General features: G+C 62.7%; 17 protein-coding genes and 2 tRNA genes. 13 read left to right on the top strand and 6 right to left on the bottom strand.

Features of this window, described 5'->3' with window-relative positions; all coding sequences use genetic code 11:
- Positions 1-70: 70 nt before the first annotated feature.
- From pstC to phoR, 6 genes are all read left to right on the top strand, one after another.
- Positions 71-1,054 carry a phosphate ABC transporter permease PstC gene (gene pstC / locus AWB80_RS33935; RefSeq protein WP_061179051.1) on the top strand — a complete coding sequence of 328 codons (984 nt, stop codon included), beginning with the start codon at positions 71-73 and terminating at the stop codon, positions 1,052-1,054.
- On the top strand, positions 1,054-1,941 hold the full coding sequence (gene pstA, locus AWB80_RS33930) for a phosphate ABC transporter permease PstA (protein ID WP_061179050.1): 888 nt from the start codon (positions 1,054-1,056) through the stop codon (positions 1,939-1,941). Before pstC ends, pstA begins: the two co-directional genes overlap by 1 nt.
- Positions 1,942-1,956: 15 nt before the next feature.
- On the top strand, positions 1,957-2,829 hold the full coding sequence (gene pstB / locus AWB80_RS33925; RefSeq protein ID WP_061179049.1) for a phosphate ABC transporter ATP-binding protein PstB: 873 nt from the start codon (positions 1,957-1,959) through the stop codon (positions 2,827-2,829).
- A 38-nt stretch (positions 2,830-2,867) separates the two neighbouring features.
- On the top strand, positions 2,868-3,572 hold the full coding sequence (gene phoU, locus AWB80_RS33920; RefSeq protein WP_061179048.1) for a phosphate signaling complex protein PhoU: 705 nt from the start codon (positions 2,868-2,870) through the stop codon (positions 3,570-3,572).
- A gap of 52 nt (positions 3,573-3,624) precedes the next feature.
- On the top strand, positions 3,625-4,326 hold the full coding sequence (phoB, locus tag AWB80_RS33915; RefSeq protein ID WP_061120967.1) for a phosphate regulon transcriptional regulator PhoB: 702 nt from the start codon (positions 3,625-3,627) through the stop codon (positions 4,324-4,326).
- Between the two features lie 63 nt (positions 4,327-4,389).
- Entirely contained in the window at positions 4,390-5,703 is a 1,314-nt protein-coding gene (gene phoR, locus AWB80_RS33910) for a phosphate regulon sensor histidine kinase PhoR (RefSeq protein ID WP_061179047.1), read from the top strand.
- Between the two features lie 36 nt (positions 5,704-5,739).
- On the opposite strand, the gene ppk1 is transcribed toward phoR, so the two are convergent.
- The gene (gene ppk1, locus AWB80_RS33905) at positions 5,740-7,803 is read right to left on the bottom strand and encodes a polyphosphate kinase 1 (RefSeq protein WP_061179046.1); all 2,064 of its coding nucleotides are present in this window, start codon (positions 7,801-7,803) and stop codon (positions 5,740-5,742) included.
- A gap of 263 nt (positions 7,804-8,066) precedes the next feature.
- On the opposite strand from ppk1, the gene ppx reads away from it, so the two are divergent.
- Positions 8,067-9,578, top strand: coding sequence for an exopolyphosphatase (gene ppx / locus AWB80_RS33900; protein ID WP_061179045.1), 1,512 nt, complete (start codon positions 8,067-8,069; stop codon positions 9,576-9,578).
- 49 nt (positions 9,579-9,627) lie between these two features.
- Here the strand turns inward: ppx and AWB80_RS33895 are convergent, their stop codons facing one another.
- On the bottom strand, positions 9,628-10,452 hold the full coding sequence (locus AWB80_RS33895; RefSeq protein ID WP_061179044.1) for a GNAT family N-acetyltransferase: 825 nt from the start codon (positions 10,450-10,452) through the stop codon (positions 9,628-9,630).
- A 142-nt stretch (positions 10,453-10,594) separates the two neighbouring features.
- Entirely contained in the window at positions 10,595-11,053 is a 459-nt protein-coding gene (locus tag AWB80_RS33890; RefSeq protein ID WP_061179082.1) for a SixA phosphatase family protein, read from the bottom strand.
- Positions 11,054-11,148: 95 nt separating this feature from the next.
- Between AWB80_RS33890 and AWB80_RS33885 the strand changes: the two genes are divergently transcribed.
- From AWB80_RS33885 to AWB80_RS45090, 3 genes are all read left to right on the top strand, one after another.
- Positions 11,149-11,225: transfer RNA gene (locus AWB80_RS33885), tRNA-Pro, on the top strand.
- A gap of 70 nt (positions 11,226-11,295) precedes the next feature.
- Positions 11,296-11,466 carry a hypothetical protein gene (locus AWB80_RS44150; RefSeq protein ID WP_160147498.1) on the top strand — a complete coding sequence of 57 codons (171 nt, stop codon included), beginning with the start codon at positions 11,296-11,298 and terminating at the stop codon, positions 11,464-11,466.
- A gap of 221 nt (positions 11,467-11,687) precedes the next feature.
- Entirely contained in the window at positions 11,688-11,891 is a 204-nt protein-coding gene (locus AWB80_RS45090; RefSeq protein ID WP_244206883.1) for a hypothetical protein, read from the top strand.
- Positions 11,892-11,902: 11 nt separating this feature from the next.
- Here the strand turns inward: AWB80_RS45090 and AWB80_RS33880 are convergent, their stop codons facing one another.
- The 3 genes from AWB80_RS33880 to AWB80_RS33870 form a co-directional block, all read right to left on the bottom strand.
- The gene (locus AWB80_RS33880) at positions 11,903-12,223 is read right to left on the bottom strand and encodes a hypothetical protein (protein ID WP_061179043.1); all 321 of its coding nucleotides are present in this window, start codon (positions 12,221-12,223) and stop codon (positions 11,903-11,905) included.
- A gap of 29 nt (positions 12,224-12,252) precedes the next feature.
- Positions 12,253-12,942, bottom strand: coding sequence for a peptidoglycan DD-metalloendopeptidase family protein (locus AWB80_RS33875; protein WP_061179042.1), 690 nt, complete (start codon positions 12,940-12,942; stop codon positions 12,253-12,255).
- 125 nt (positions 12,943-13,067) lie between these two features.
- Positions 13,068-13,964, bottom strand: coding sequence for an aldose epimerase family protein (locus AWB80_RS33870; RefSeq protein WP_061179041.1), 897 nt, complete (start codon positions 13,962-13,964; stop codon positions 13,068-13,070).
- A 543-nt stretch (positions 13,965-14,507) separates the two neighbouring features.
- On the opposite strand from AWB80_RS33870, the gene AWB80_RS33865 reads away from it, so the two are divergent.
- The 3 genes from AWB80_RS33865 (at position 14,508) to AWB80_RS33855 (ending at position 16,245) form a co-directional block, all read left to right on the top strand.
- Positions 14,508-15,338, top strand: a complete 831-nt coding sequence (locus AWB80_RS33865) for an undecaprenyl-diphosphate phosphatase (RefSeq protein ID WP_061179040.1) — start codon at positions 14,508-14,510, stop codon at positions 15,336-15,338.
- A 93-nt stretch (positions 15,339-15,431) separates the two neighbouring features.
- Positions 15,432-15,508, top strand: a tRNA-Arg gene (locus AWB80_RS33860).
- Positions 15,509-15,969: 461 nt separating this feature from the next.
- Entirely contained in the window at positions 15,970-16,245 is a 276-nt protein-coding gene (locus AWB80_RS33855) for a DUF3303 domain-containing protein (protein WP_061179039.1), read from the top strand.
- The last annotated feature ends 1 nt before the right edge of the window (position 16,246 follow it).

Genomic DNA, 16,246 nt, shown 5'->3' with positions numbered 1-16,246 from the left:
AACAAAAAAGCCGCGCTGCGGGCCGGAAGGCCTGCAGCGCGGTCTGACACGTAGCGTAACCAAGGCTCCCATGTCGGACATCAACTTATCGTCGGCGGTGCCGGCGGCGCATACCCAGCGCGCGCCGAGCCGCACCGGCGACATCATTTTCGGCGGCCTGACTCGGCTTGCGGCCATCGTCACGCTGCTCCTGCTGGGCGGCATCATCGTCTCGCTGCTCGTCGCGTCGATGCCGACCATCCAGAAATTCGGGCTCTCGTTCCTGTGGCGCGCGGAGTGGGATCCACCCAGCGAGAGCTTCGGCGCGCTCGTGCCGATCTACGGCACCGTCGCGACCTCGATCATCGCGCTCATCATCGCGGTGCCGGTGAGCTTCGGCATCGCGCTCTTTCTGACCGAGCTTTCGCCCGCGTGGCTGCGCCGCCCGCTCGGCGTCGCCATCGAACTGCTCGCGGCGATTCCGTCGATCGTCTACGGCATGTGGGGCCTGCTCGTGTTCGCGCCGATCTTCGCGCAATACTTCGAGAAGCCGCTCGGCCATCTGCTCGGCGATGTCCCCGTGATCGGCATGTTCTTTCAGGGCGCGCCGATCGGCATCGGCATTCTGTGCGCGGGCGTGATTCTCGCGATCATGATCATTCCGTACATCGCGTCGGTGATGCGCGACGTGTTCGAAGTGACGCCGGTGCTGCTGAAGGAATCGGCATACGGCATCGGCTGCACGACGTGGGAAGTGATGTGGAAGATCGTGCTGCCCTATACGCGCGCCGGCGTGATCGGCGGCGTCATGCTGGGTCTCGGCCGCGCGCTCGGCGAGACGATGGCTGTCACGTTCGTCATCGGCAATACGAATCTGCTCGATAACGTGTCGCTCTTTTCTCCCGGCAACAGCATCACCTCGGCGCTCGCGAACGAATTCGCGGAAGCGAGCCCGGGACTGCATACGTCTGCGCTGATGGAACTCGGGCTGATTCTCTTCGTGATCACGTTCTTCGTGCTCGCGCTCTCGAAACTGATGCTCTTGCGCATGGAACGCGGGGAGGGCCGTAAATAATGAGCCGTCCCGCTACCTTCAGTCAGGATCCCGAACGCGTGCAAGCCACGCGCATGAAGCTGCAACGCCGCCGCCGCGGCACCAACGCGCTCGCGCTGACGCTTTCGCTCGCTGCGATGGCCTTCGGGCTCCTCTGGCTCGTGTGGATTCTCTTCACGACGCTCAAGCTCGGCATCGGCGGCCTGTCGATCGATCTGTTCACGCAATCGACGCCGCCGCCGAACACCGATGGCGGCGGTCTCGCCAACGCGATCGTCGGCAGCCTGATGCTCGTCGTGCTCGCGACCTGCGTGGGCACGCCGCTCGGCATTCTCGCGGGCGTGTACCTCGCCGAATACGGCCAGAAGCGCTGGCTCGCGAACGTGACGCGCTTCATCAACGACATTCTGCTGTCGGCGCCTTCGATCGTCGTCGGTCTGTTCGTGTATGCGCTCGTCGTCGCGAAAGTAGGGCGCTTCTCGGGCTGGGCCGGCGTGATCGCGCTTGCCCTGCTGCAAATTCCGATCGTGATCCGCACGACGGAAAACATGCTGAAGCTCGTGCCCAACGCGCTGCGTGAAGCCGCGTTCGCGCTCGGCACGCCGAAGTGGAAGATGGTGATGTCGATCACGCTGAAGGCGTCGGTCGGCGGCATCGTCACGGGCGTGTTGCTGGCGATTGCGCGCATTGCAGGCGAAACCGCGCCGCTCCTGTTCACGGCGCTGTCGAATCAGTTTTTCTCGTGGGACATGAGTCAGCCGGTGGCCAACCTGCCGGTGACGATCTACAAGTTCGCGATGAGTCCGTTCCCGCAGTGGCAATCGCTCGCGTGGGCCGGTGTGTTCCTGATTACGCTCGGCGTGCTGGGTCTGAATATCCTGGCACGCGCGATCTTCTCGAAGAAATAAGGGCGGAGTGATTCCATGAATATGGTCGAAAGTGGTGTCAACCACCTGAATCCGAAGACTGAAACGCCGGTCGAGCGCGGTCCGGCGCCGGGCAGTATCCGCCCGACGCACAGCTCGCAGCCGGCGGATTCGATCAAGCCGAAAATCGAGGTGAACAACCTCAACTTCTTCTACGGCAAGTACCACGCGCTGAAGAACATCAACCTGCGCATTCCCGAGAAAAAGGTGACGGCCTTCATCGGCCCTTCGGGTTGCGGCAAGTCCACGCTGCTGCGCACCTTCAACAAAATGTACGCGCTTTATCCGGAGCAGCGCGCCGAAGGCGAAATCCTGATGGACGGCGCGAACCTGCTCGACACGACGCGCGACATCTCGCTGCTGCGGGCGCGCGTGGGCATGGTGTTCCAGAAGCCGACGCCGTTCCCGATGTCGATCTACGACAACATCGCGTTCGGCGTGAAGATGTTCGAGCAGCTGTCGCGCTCGGAGATGGACGACCGCGTCGAATGGGCGCTCACGAAGGCGGCGCTCTGGACCGAAGTCAAGGACAAGCTGCAACAGAGCGGCTATGGCCTGTCGGGCGGCCAGCAGCAGCGTCTGTGCATCGCGCGCGGCATCGCGATCCGCCCGGAAGTGCTGTTGCTCGACGAACCGTGCTCGGCGCTCGACCCGATTTCGACGGGCCGCATCGAAGAGCTGATCGCCGAACTGAAAAGCGATTACACGGTTGTCATCGTCACGCATAACATGCAGCAGGCGGCGCGTTGTTCGGACTACACTGCCTATATGTATCTCGGTGAATTGATCGAGTTCGGCGATACCGAAAAGATCTTCATCAAGCCGGCCCGCAAGGAAACGGAAGACTACATCACGGGCCGCTTCGGCTGATCGAAGCCGGGTCAAACACACAGGCTTAAGGAGCACATATGTCCGATAAACATCTCTCGAGCCAGTTCGACGCCGATCTCAACGCGGTGTCGTCGAAAGTGCTGGAAATGGGCGGTCTGGTCGAGTCGCAGATCATCAACGCGATGCAGGCGCTGAACGAATTCGACATCGGCATCGCGGATCAGGTGATCGCCGCCGAAGTGCGTCTGAACACGATGGAAGTCGAGATCGACGAGGAGTGCAGCAACATCATCGCGCGCCGTCAGCCGGCCGCGCGCGATCTGCGCCTGCTCATGGCGATCTCGAAGACCATCACGAACCTCGAACGCGCCGGCGACGAAGCCGAGAAGATCGCCAAGCGCGTGAAGCGCATCAACGAAGACGGCGCGGGCCGCACGGTGAACATCGCCGAGATCAAGCTCTCGGGCGAGATGGCGGTGTCGATCCTGCGTCGCGCGCTCGATGCGTTCGCGCGCCTGGATACGGTCGCGGCCGCGCAGATCGTGCGCGACGACAAGGCCATCGACGATGAATTCCGCGCCTTCGTGCGCAAGCTCGTGACGTACATGATGGAAGATCCGCGCACCATTTCCGCGGGCCTCGACTATCTGTTCATCGCGAAGGCGGTGGAGCGCATCGGCGATCACGCGAAGAACATCGCCGAATTCATCATCTATATCGTGAAGGGCACGGACGTGCGCCATATCTCGCGCGACCAGCTCGAGCGCGAGGCGCTCAGTTGAGCGTCGGCTGCGCGCAATCGTATTAACTCAAGCAAAAGGTCAAGAGGTGCCGATGCCCAGCAGTATCCTCGTCGTCGAAGACGAACCCGCGATCTCCGAACTGATTTCGGTGAATCTTCAGCATGCGGGACATTGCCCCATTCGCGCGTACAACGCGGAGCAGGCGCAAAACCTGATCAGCGACGTGCTGCCCGATCTCGTGCTGCTCGACTGGATGTTGCCGGGCAAGTCGGGCATCTCGTTCGCGCGCGAGCTGCGCAACAACGAGCGCACGAAGCATATCCCGATCATCATGCTGACGGCGCGCGGCGACGAGCAGGACAAGGTGCTCGGCCTCGAGATCGGCGCGGACGATTACGTCACCAAGCCGTTTTCGCCGAAAGAACTGATGGCGCGCATCAAGGCGGTGTTGCGCCGTCGCGCGCCGCAGTTGACGGAGGACGTGGTCGCGATCAACGGCCTGCGGCTCGATCCGGCGACGCATCGTGTGGCGGCGAGTCATTCGGGCAACGACATCAAGCTCGATCTCGGTCCGACTGAATTCCGTCTGCTGCATTTCTTCATGACGCATCCGGAGCGCGTGCACAGCCGCACGCAATTGCTGGATCAGGTGTGGGGCGATCACGTGTTCGTCGAGGAACGTACCGTCGATGTGCACATCAAGCGTCTGCGCGCGGCGCTCAAGCCCGCGGGCTGCGATGCTATGATCGAAACGGTGCGCGGCAGCGGATACCGGCTGGCGAAGAGCGCCTGAGTTCAGGTTCAACGTGAGCCGCTCCAGCTTGCCGCATCAACGTCACTCAGACTCACCGACAACATGAACATCATCTGGACGCGTGCGATCGTGTCCCTCGCGCTGCTCGCGGCGATCAGCGTCGCGATCGGCGCACTCGCGGGCGTGCGCGTCGCGCTCGCTTTCGCGGTGCTCATGCTGGTCGTGCAGGGCTTCTTCGTCACGTATCACATGCAGCGCCTGTGGCGTCTGCTCGAAGCGCCGGTCTATGGCGAGGTGCCGAGCGCGCTCGGCATCTGGGGCGAAATCTATTACCGGCTGCATAAACTCGCGAAGCGCTGGCACGCGCAAGTGCGCCAGGTCGAGCAACAGCATGCGCGCTTCATTCAGGCGATCCAGGCGTCGCCGAACGGCGTCGCGATGCTCGACGATCACGATCAGATCGAGTGGTGCAACGCGATCGCCGAGGAGCATTTCGGCCTCGATGCGAAGCGCGATTTGCGTCAGCACATCACGCATCTCGTGCGTCATCCGGATTTCGTCCGCTATCTGAACGCGCACCACTACGAAGAGATGCTCGTGATGCGCGGCATGGGCGTGAACCGCAAGTACACGGTATCGGTGCAGGTGTTTCCGTATGGCGATCATCGCAAGCTGATTCTCACGCAGGACATCACCGAGCTGGAGCGCACGGATTCGATGCGCCGCGATTTCGTCGCCAACGTCTCGCATGAACTGAAAACGCCGCTGACGGTGCTTTCGGGCTTTCTCGAAACGATGCGCGAATTGCCGCTCGATGAAACCGATCGCATGCGTTATCTCGACATGATGGAGCAGCAGGCGTCGCGCATGCAGAACATCGTGCGCGATCTGCTCGTGCTCGCCAATCTCGAGGGCGACATGCGTCCGCCCGGCGATGAATTGCTCGATATGCGCGCGGTGATGCGACATCTCGAAGACGATGCGAACAATCTGTCGAACGGGCGGCATCGCATCACGTTCCGTACCGACGATGCGTTGACCATCGCGGGCGCGGAGACCGAAGTGATGAGCGCGCTCGGCAATCTCGTGACCAACGCGGTGCGTTATACGCCGGACGGCGGTGCGATCGAAGTGTCGTGGCAGCGGATGAAGGATCGCGCGGTGTTCGCGGTGCGGGATAGCGGGTTCGGGATTCCGGCGGAGCATATTCCGCGGCTGACCGAGCGGTTTTATCGCGTGGATCGGAGCCGGTCGAGGGATACCGGCGGCACCGGACTCGGGCTGGCTATCGTCAAGCATGTGCTGCAACGGCACAATGCGGAGCTCGATGTGAAGAGCGAAGTGGGGAAGGGGAGTACGTTTGTCGTGCGGTTTCCCGCTTCGCGGACGGCGTTGAGGAAGTCGCTGGCGGCGTGAGGGGCGTTTGCTTTCGCAAGCGCTCCCATCCACGCATCAAGCGCAAAACTTGGCCAGCAACCCCAGTTGCGCATTGCGAATGGACTTCCCCGGCCGCCGCTTCCGATAATGCCCATCGCTCTGCATGACCCACGCCGACTGATTATCCCCAAGACAAACCGACAACCCTTCGGCGATGACGCGCCGTTTCAAGCGCCGATCGCGAATCGGAAACGCCACCTCCACGCGACGAAAGAAGTTCCGGTCCATCCAGTCCGCGCTGGAAAGAAACACATCTTCCTTGCCATTCGCATAGAAATAGAAAATGCGATGATGTTCGAGGAACCGCCCGACGATCGAGCGCACCGTGATGTTCTCCGAAAGATCCTCGACGCCGGGCTTGAGCGAACACACGCCCCGCACGATCAGATCGATCTTGACCCCCGCATGCGACGCCTCGTAAAGCGCGGCAATAACGGTAGGCTCCAGCAACGCGTTCATCTTCGCGACGATCCGCGCCCGCCGCCCGGCGCGCGCATGCTCGGCTTCGGCGCGAATCGCATCGATGAGCTTCGCGTGCAGCGTGAACGGCGACTGCCATAGCTGATGGAGCGCAATCTCGCCGCCGATGCCGGTGAGTTGCTGAAACACGTGATGCACGTCCTCGCACATTTCCTGATCGGCGGTCATCAGGCCGAAGTCGGTATAAAGGCGCGCCGTGCGCGGATGATAGTTGCCCGTGCCCAGATGCGCATAACGCTTCAGCACCAGCTTGCCGCCCAGCGACACGCGACGCACGATCAGCATCATCTTCGCGTGGCACTTGTGGCCGACGACGCCATAAACAACATGCGCGCCCACGGCTTCGAGCTGCGACGCCCAACTGATATTCGTCTCTTCGTCGAAGCGCGCCAGCAACTCCACGACGACCGTCACTTCCTTGCCGTTGCGCGCGGCCTGCATGAGCGCGTCCATCAGCGGCGAATCAGTGCCCGTGCGGTAGATGGTCTGCTTGATCGCGACGACTTGCGGGTCCTTCGCCGCCTGCAGCAGCAGCTCCAGCACCGGCTGAAAACTCTCGTATGGGTGATGCAGCAGGATATCGCCCTGATCGATCGCATCGAAGAGGTTCGACGTGTTCGCGATGGACTTCGGCACCGAGGGAATATGCGGCACGAACTTGAGATCCGGCCGGTCGACCATCTCGGGCAACTGCATCAGACGCACGAGATTCACCGGGCCGTTCACGCGATACATGTCGCGTTCGCTCAACTGACTCTCGTCGAGCAGACGCCGCACGAGATGCGGTGGCGTTTCCGCCGATACTTCGAGACGCACGGCATTGCCCAGATGCCGCGCCGGCAATTCGCCCTGCAGCGCGACGCGCAGATTGGTGATCTCGTCCTCATCGACGAAAAGTTCGCTGTTGCGCGTGATGCGGAACTGATGGCAACTGCGGACGACCAGATGCGGAAACAGTTCGTTGACGAAGTGCTGCATGAACGAACTCAGCAGCACGAAGCCGTGCGGATATCCCGACAAGGCCTCGGGCATGCGCACGAGCCGCGGCAGCGCGCGCGGCGCCTGCACGATGCCCATCATCGCCTGACGGCCGAAGGCGTCGGTGCCTTCCAGCTCGACAACGAAGTTCAGGCTCTTGTTCAACACGCGCGGAAACGGATGCGCGGGATCGAGCCCGATCGGCGTGAGCACCGGCAGAAGCTCGTTGTAGAAGTAGTCGCGCGCCCACGTGGTCTGCTGCGCGGTCCAGCCTTCCGCGCCGTGAAAATAAATGCCTTCCATCTCCAGCGCGGGCAGCACGATGTCATGCAGCATCGAATATTGCTGGCGCACGAGGCGCTGCGCGCGCTCTGAGACGAGGTCGTAGACGTGTTGCAGCGACATGCCGTCCGGCGAGAGCGAGCCGGGGTTGTCGCGCATCTGCTCCTGCAGACCCGCCATACGGACTTCGAAGAATTCGTCGAGGTTGCTGCTGGTGATGCAGATGAAACGAAGGCGTTCCAACAGCGGCACCGTTGTGTCGGCGGCCTGCGCGAGGACGCGCTCGTTGAAACCTAATATGCCCAGTTCGCGGTTGAATAACGGATAGCGTATGGACATCGGAGGGAGTGACGGTGTCTCGATCGGATGGGCAAGGAAACTCTCGGATGCTCTCACAGTATGATGTATTTTTTATGACAGAACGATTGTCACAAATTCTACTCACATTGCGGATAGCGTCGCTAGCGCGAACGCGCCGAATGGGTGAGATTGCGAACGAGTTGCCGAAGGTTTGCGCCGCGCCGGCATAGAATAGAATTCGTGCGCTGCAACAGCGCCGCTGTGACAGTGCCTTTCCCCACTTCACGATCTCTGGACATCCGATGGTCACACATCCCCATCTACTAGCCGCGGTCGACCTCGGATCGAACAGTTTCCGGTTGATCGTCGGCCGGGTCGAGGAAACGCCCGCCGGCAGCCAGATCTATCAGGTCGACGCGCTGCGCGAACCCGTGCGGCTCGGCGGCGGCCTGTCGAAGGACAAGATGCTCGACCGCGCCTCGCAGGTGCGCGGCTGGGACGCCCTGAAGCGTTTCGGCGAACGCCTGCGCGACTTTCATCCCGAGCAGGTCCGCGCCGTCGCCACCAATACGCTGCGCGTCGCGAAAAACGCGCACGACTTTCTCGTCGAGGCGGAAAACGCACTCGGCTTTCCGATCGAAGTCATCGCCGGGCGCGAGGAAGCGCGACTCATCTATGCGGGCGCCGCGCATTCGGTGCCGGCGAGCGCGGGCAAGCGGCTCGTGGTCGACATCGGCGGCGGCTCCACGGAGTTCATCATCGGCTCGCATTACACGCCGATCCACATGGAAAGCCTCTATATCGGCTGCGTGAGCCACAGCCGCCAGTTCTTCCCGGCCGGCAATGTCGACGAATACACGATGCGTCAGGCCGAACTCGCCGCGAAGCGCGAAATCCAGATCATCTCGCACGAATACAAGGCGACCGGCTGGGATCAGGCTATCGGCTCGTCGGGCACGGCGCGCGCGCTCGCGGAACTGATCGAGGCCAACGGCTTCAACGACGAAGGCATCACGCACGGCATCTCGCGCGGCGGCCTGGAGAAACTGAAGCGCGCGCTCATCAAGGCGGAGAACGTGAACCGGCTGAAGCTCGTCGCGCTGAAACCGGATCGCGTGCCGGTGCTGGCGGGCGGCCTGTCGATCATGCTCGGCGTGTTCGAGGAACTGGGCATCGACTATGCCGACACCACCGACGCCGCGCTGCGTCTGGGCGTTCTTTACGATCTGCTCGGGCGCTCGCAGCATCAGGACATGCGCACGGTGACGGTCGAAGGCTTCAAGCGCCGCTACGGCGTCGATGCGGCGCAGGCCGAGCGTATCGGCGAGCTGGCGATCAGCTTTTACGACCAGCTCGGCGAGCCCGACGAAGACGTGCGCCAGGAGAACCGCATGTTCCTCGCGTGGGCGGCGTCGCTGCATGAGATCGGCCTGTCGATCGCGCATAGCGCGTATCACAAGCATTCCGCGTATATCGCCAGCAACGCCGACATGCCCGGCTTCTCGCGCACCGATCAGGCGCGTCTCGCCGCGCTCGTGCTCGGTCATGCGGGCAAGCTGGGCAAGCTCGCGCAGGCTCGCGACGTCGAATGGACGCTGCTGTTCTGCCTGCGGCTCGCGGCGCTGCTGTCGCGCCGGCGCGCGGATGTCGGGCTGCCCGGCATCGAGGTGAGGCAGGCGGTCGGCGGCTTCGAAGTGCATCTGCCGAACGACTGGGTGACCAACAATCCGCTCACCGATTACAGCCTCGTTCAGGAGGCGATGGAATGGGAGAAGATCGGCCGGCCGTATCGCGTGGTATATACCGGCGTCTGATGCCGTAAATGAAAAGGCCCCGTCGCTGGGGCCTCGTCTTTTCAGGACTTCAACGTCCCTGCATGTCGCCGATGAAATGCCGCGCGTAACGCGCGTTGATCTCGGAGAGGCGGAAGAGGGTGAGGAAGTCGGCGGTGTTGAAGTCCGGGTCCCAGGCGGGCGCGCCGCAAATCTTCGCGCCCAGACGCAGATAACCCTTCACGAGCGGCGGCGCGCTGACGTTCGCGCCCGTGCGCAGCTCCTCGACGGGTAGCGGCGTGTGCGGGAAGGCGCGATATTCGGGCGCCGTCAACGCATCGGCGGGCAGCGAGCAATACAGGTTCGCCGCATAGTGCCCGCCGTCGATCATGCCGACGCTCGCGCAGCCGAGCATCGTTTCATAGCCGTTCTGCATCATGTAGGCGGCGAGGCCGCCCCACAGCGACATGATCACCGCGCCGTTGCGATAGTCGGGATGCACGCACGAACGGCCCACTTCGACGAGCTTCGGCCGCAGATGCGTCAGGCGCGATACGTCGAACTCGCTTTCGGCGTACAGACGGCCGATGCGCGCCGCCTGATGCGGCGGCAGCACGCGATAGGTGCCGACCACCTGCAGCGTGTCGAGATCGCGCACGAGCAGGTGATCGCAGTAGGCGTCGAATGCATCGACATCGAGGCCGGCGGGGCCGGACAGGCGCGCGCCCATTTCTTCCGAGAACACGCGATAGCGCAGGCGCTGTGCGTCGCGCAGGGCGTCGTCGTCGCGCGCCCACGCGACTTGCAGGCGCTCGCGGCCCGCGATGGTTTCCGACGTGCGTGGAAGGTGGCGGCGCGAATCGAGCGAGAGCGATGACGCTCCGCGTTGCAGGAAAGGCGTCGGCAGATCTTGCATTGGCGTTCCTCGACAGGACGTGGCTGTGGCTTCAAGTCCTCGCCAATGTAGTAATGCGCGGTGACGCTCGCATGGCATCGCAATGACGTTTCGATGAAACGACACGCGCATGCCCGCGTGCTCGACGCCCTCTCGTCGACGCTCAGAGCAGGTCCGGATTGATCACCGCGCGCAGCACGACGTGGCCATCGCCGCCGCGCGTGCGTCCCTGAAACCACCAGATACCCGATTTTTTGATCGACCACTCCGCTTCGTGGCCGGTAACAAGCAGCGCGGCGACGCGGCCGAGCGTCGGCTGATGCCCGATCACGACGACCGTCTCCGCGATGCCGTCGGGCCAGCCGGCGGCATCGAGCACGGCCTGCGCGCCGTTGCCCGGCGCGAGCGCGTCGATCACGCTGTAGCGGTCACCGAAGGCTTCGGCGGTCTGAATGGTGCGCGTGGCGGGGCTGGCGAGCAGCACGGCGTCGTCGTCGATACGCGACTTCAGCCACTTGGCGATGCCTTGCGCCTGCTTGCGTCCGCGCGGCGTGAGCTGTCGCGCGAGATCGCTCGACGCCTGATCTTCCGCTTCGGCGTGACGCCAGAGAATGAGGTTCATCGATTGTCTCCCGGTGATGAGGTTCGTTGTCGCGGCTTCGACAGAATACGCACGCTTGCGGCGGCGCATCAGGCACGCTACAATTCGCGGCTCGACGGAGCGTAGCGCAGCCTGGTAGCGCATCTGATTTGGGATCAGAGGGTCGAAGGTTCGAATCCTTTCGCTCCGACCACGATACACGAAGGGGTTACAAGTTACGGCTTGTAACCCCTTTGTCTTTTCGACGCTCGTCCGGGAGTCTCATGCCGCGTATCGTTTCCGCCTTTCTTTGTGCCGCATTCGTCGCGCTCGGGCTTGCCGCCTGCGCCGAACCGCAGCACAAGCATCCGCCACAGGATCCGCCCGACTACAAGGGCGTGCCGACGGACATGACGCCGCCGTCGATGATCGAGCCGCCCGCCAAGCCACAGTGATTCTTCATCGTTCGCGAAAAGACGAAGCCCCGATGCGGGCACACCGGGGCTTCTGACCCGCGTCGACTGTTCGCGCGGAGATCGACGTGGGCTCAGACCAGTCTAGAAATATCCGCGACGCCCGAGTGTATTGGCTTGTTTCCGAGCGTAACGGGATGCAAGAACGTTCTTAGGCGAAAATCCGGAAAACGCTACCTGCCGCACAGTTTCAGAAGATTCGTTTGAGCGAAGGTTTTGCCGGACGGGTATCATCGGCAGACTTGTTTCAAAATGTATCTGCCATGAATCTGATGTGGGCTTTCGCCGCCGTTGCGCCGCTTGGCGTGGCATCGCTCGTCGTGTTTGCCGCGCATATCGATCCATTGTCGGGGCACTGGCGCACGCCGACCCGATCAGGCGGCGAGGACGAAACCGCCGACGCCTGATCTCGCGAGCGTCACTGCTTGCAGCGGATCACCATCGAGCGGTTCTTGATATTCGCCCCGAAAATCCCGCCGACGGACCCGCCCGCGGTCGCGCCGTTGTCGGCGTCCTTTGAAATCACGTCGTAGCCATACGCGCCGCACGTTTCGCCCGCCTGCTTGTAGCAGGCCGCCCAGCTCGTACTGGCGTCGCTGCCGCTGCAATTGACCGCGAAACCGGTATCGCCCGAAGGCAGATAGGTCATCGTCGTCGTGTGCGCGCAGCCGGCGAGCGCGCCGGTCAGCGCCAATGCCGCGCCGAGCGCGGCCGTGTTCATCCTCTTCGTCAATCTCATCGATCTTCCTTGTAACGTCCGCCGGGCGTTCAACGCGGCGGAAGGTAGCGCGCCGGGTCTGTCGAGCGGCCCATGTAGCGCACTTCGAAATGCAGCATCGTGCGATTGCTGTCGGTATCGCCCATTTCGGCGATTTGCTGGCCCTGCTGCACGGTCTGGCCTTCCTTGACCAGCAGCACGCGATTGTGGGCGTAGGCGGTCAGATAATCGTCGTCGTGCTTGACGATCAGCATGTTGCCGTAGCCGCGCAGGCCGTTGCCCGCATAGACGACATTGCCGGTCGCGGCAGCGACGACGGGTGTACCCGCCGCATTGGCGATGTCGATACCCTTCGAATTCTTGCCGTCGAAGCTGCGGATGACGCTGCCCTGCGCCGGCCAGACGAGCGTCACGGCCGGTCCGGCCTTCTGCGATGGCACTTGCGCGCTGGCATCGCTCTTCGCGCTGCCCGCCGCGCCCGCCGACGACGAATCCGCCGCTGTCGCGCTGCCCGCCGGCGGGGCGATGCGCAGCACCTGGCCGACCTCGATCGCGTCGGGATTCGTGAGCCCGTTCCAGCGCTTGAGGCTCGCCACCGTGGTGCGGTTCTCGCGCGCGATCTTTGAGAGCGTGTCGCCGCGCTCTACCCGATAAAAGCCTGGCGCGACCGGCCCCGTTCCGCAAGCGGCCAGGACTGCGATGAGCGATGCGCAGACGAGCCGTCGAATTGTTTTTTGCAAACCTGACCTCGCAAAGCACCGCCGCGAGCCGTGCATGACACAGCCGCGCGGCGAACCGAAAGGCAGGATTTTACCGTCTCGGGTTTCCCCGGACAGAAAGCCGCCTTGCGCGGGCGGCTGGGATGTTACTTGTCGGCCGTGACGACGAGCCTGAGCGAGGCCGTCTCCGTCTTGCCCGGCGCGAGCCAGCGCAGCCCGCGGCCGTTGTGGATGGCGTCGGGCAGGCCGATCCACGGCTCGACGCAATAGAAGTCCGACGTGTCGGCTTCGGTCCAGGTCGTGACGGCGTACCACGGCACCGAATCCGGCTGATGCAGCTCGAAGCCGACCGTGCGGCCGGGCAGGTTCAGCAGCATCGGCTCATCGGACTGGCGCGTGAGGCAGTGAAACGTATCGACGATGCTCGCATCGGCCAGCGAATAGCGCGGCAGACCCGGCTCGGCGTCGCTGATCGAGCCGTCCGGAAGCTGCCGGCGCCGCTCGGTGCGCGGCAGCTCGACACTGCTTTGCGCGCGCTGACCGTGCGGCAGATGAAAGTAAAAGTGATGCCCCGCGTAGTAGGGCAGCGCGACCTCGCCCGGATTCGACGTCGTGAGCTCGACTTCGAGCGTGTTGCCGTCGACGATGCGGTATGCCGCCTCGAAGCGGAACGCGAACGGATATCCGTCGCGGGTGGCGTCGCTGTCGACGAGCGTCATGCGCAGGCCGTGGCCGTCGGCATCGCGGGTGCAGGAAAAGGGCAGGTTGCGCGCGAAGCCGTGCGTCGGCAGCGCGTGCACGACGCCTTCCGGATCGCGCCATTTGCCGATTTCGCCGTCGACGAAATGTCGCCCGAGGAACGGAAAGAGCAGCGGATTGCCGCCGCGGATCTTCGCCGGGTTCGACCAGTCGGGCGCGTCGGGCCAGTGGACGACCGGCTCGCCGCCGACGCGCCAGGTCATGAGCCGGCCGCCCGCGCGCGGCGCGAGCTGGATGGCGGCGCCGTCGCGCTCGATTTCGATGATGTCGGTTTCCGGTGACATGATGGCTGGACGCTCCGTTGAATGGCTTGTCGCCGCGCGCGGCACTTACGCGATTCGCGCGGCCCCAAACCGACGATTCTGCCTTGGAATTCTGTACGGAAAAACCCTTTGCGGGAAATTGCGACTGAGCAAGGCTTATGCAATATGTTGTTATATGCTCCGTGTGTTGGGAATCAGACGGACAGGGAGCAACCATGGATCTGGCGATGGCAATGGGCGTCGCGATGTTCGGCCTCTTCGGCGCGAGCACGGTAATCTTTCTCTACAAGCTGAAGGTCTGACGGACGAACGCGAATTTCTTTCGTACCGCTTATATCCAGCTTTCGATAATTATTCGTTTTGCCGACGATCGACTGTCGGCGCAATTTGTGTGCGGTTAGCGCTTGGCGCTCGATTTCGCCACCGGCATAATCGGTCCCGTTTGCGCGCCGTATCGGCTGTTCCTTCCTGTTTCAGATCCCCGTTCGCTCCTTTCGGCTTCGCGTGCGCGAGGAATGGAACTGCACGGCGCGTCCTTCATCCTCCTCAAAAAAGGACCGACGCGTGACTCTGTGGTTTCTCGTATTCTTGAGCGTGCTCCAGGGCGTGACCGAACTCTTTCCGGTCAGCAGCCTCGGGCATACGCTGCTCGTCCCCGGCCTGATCGGCATGCATATCGACAAACACGCGCCGCAATTGCTGCCGTTTCTCGTCGCGCTGCATCTCGGCACGGCCGTCGCGCTGCTCTGGTATTTCCGCACTCGCTGGATCGCGCTGATCCGGGGCTTCTTCGCGTCGCTCGGCGGCCGCAGGAACGACGACGGCCACATGATGTGGGCGCTCATCATCGGCACGATTCCGACGGGCATTGTCGGGCTGCTGCTCGAAAAGCGGCTCGAGGCGATTTTTCACGATTTGCGGATCGTCGCGGCGGCGTTGATCGTCAATGGCGTGCTGTTGTGGCTGGGCGACCGTCTGCAAAAGCGTCGCGCGCTGCAGGCGCCCGATAAGCTCACGTTCAAGCAGGCGTTTCTGGTCGGACTGGCGCAGATCGGCGCGTTGATTCCGGGCTTTTCGCGCAGCGGTCTGACGATGATCGCGGGCGTCGGCGCGGGACTCACGGCCGAGGCCGCGGCGGAATTCTCGTTTCTGCTCGGCACGCCGATCATCTTCGCGGCGGGCGTGCTCGAATTGCCGAAGCTTTTTCACGCACCGGGACAACTGGCCGATGCGGCGCTGGGCGGCGTGCTCACGGGCATCGCAGCGTATCTGAGCGTGCGTTTCCTGATGCGCTACTTCGAAGGGCACGGCAAGCTCGCGTCGTTCGGCGTGTATTGCGTGATCGCGGGTATCTTCTTTTTCGGCTGGTTCATGATGCATCCGCAACCGGTGTGATGAAGCGGGACAAGCGGGGCGGCGAATGAGGTAAAATCGCCGTCTCTTCTGATCCGCGGCTGTCTGTCTGTTTCGGCCGCGCGTTCCGGTTCTCCGCCCTTAGCTCAGCTGGATAGAGCAACGGCCTTCTAAGCCGTAGGTCACACGTTCGAGTCGTGTAGGGCGGGCCAATAAAATCAATTACTTAGACGCGCTTCTGCAGTTCGAATCTGCGCCGAGCGGAAGCTGTGTAATCCCCGTGTAACCCGATTCTATCAACGCACTCTCGGCTGAGTCGCCCGCGCGATGGCCGGGAGGTCAGGTGTTTTCTCTTCCAGCTGGTTTGACGAATCCCGCTGCGCACCGACACGGTGAACGGATGCTTTTAATCGAGCTCCTGCGGTAAGGATCTATGGCCGTGGCCCGAACGCTTCTAACGCGGGTGGCACGCCTGCTCGACGGTAGTCGGAAAAAATCCAAACGGTAGCGCTCGCTGGATTAATCGCGACGTAGCTCTGTGCAAGATGGGCAGTGCCACCTGTGCACGACAGTGACGATTTCCCCTGTGTGTATATCATTCTGCGCACGCTCGACATGCCAACCGCGTCAGGCGCATCATCTGTCCACGCCGCCTAGAAAAAAGGGGTCCTTCATGCTATTCGTCGTCCACTGGTCCGGTCCCGCAAGCGCAAGAAAGGTTGCAGTCGAACGCTACAAAAGCATGCGAAACAATAGTTCGAGGTCGAAAGAGATCAACATTATCGCCCGCTGGCATGCGATCGCGGAGCCGGGCGGATATGCAGTCATCGAAGCGGACGATGCGTCGAAACTCGCTGCATGGATCATCCAGTGGAACGATCTCTTCAATTTCACGCTGACGCCCGTGATGACCGCAGAGGCATACGATGCCTCGCTGGGACTGCTCTGAC

The organism is Caballeronia pedi, assembly GCF_001544915.2.
In the GTDB taxonomy this organism is placed as follows: Bacteria; Pseudomonadota; Gammaproteobacteria; order Burkholderiales; family Burkholderiaceae; genus Caballeronia; species Caballeronia pedi.
Note: the sequence above shows the minus strand (reverse complement) of the source record. Positions and strands in the feature narration are given on the sequence as shown.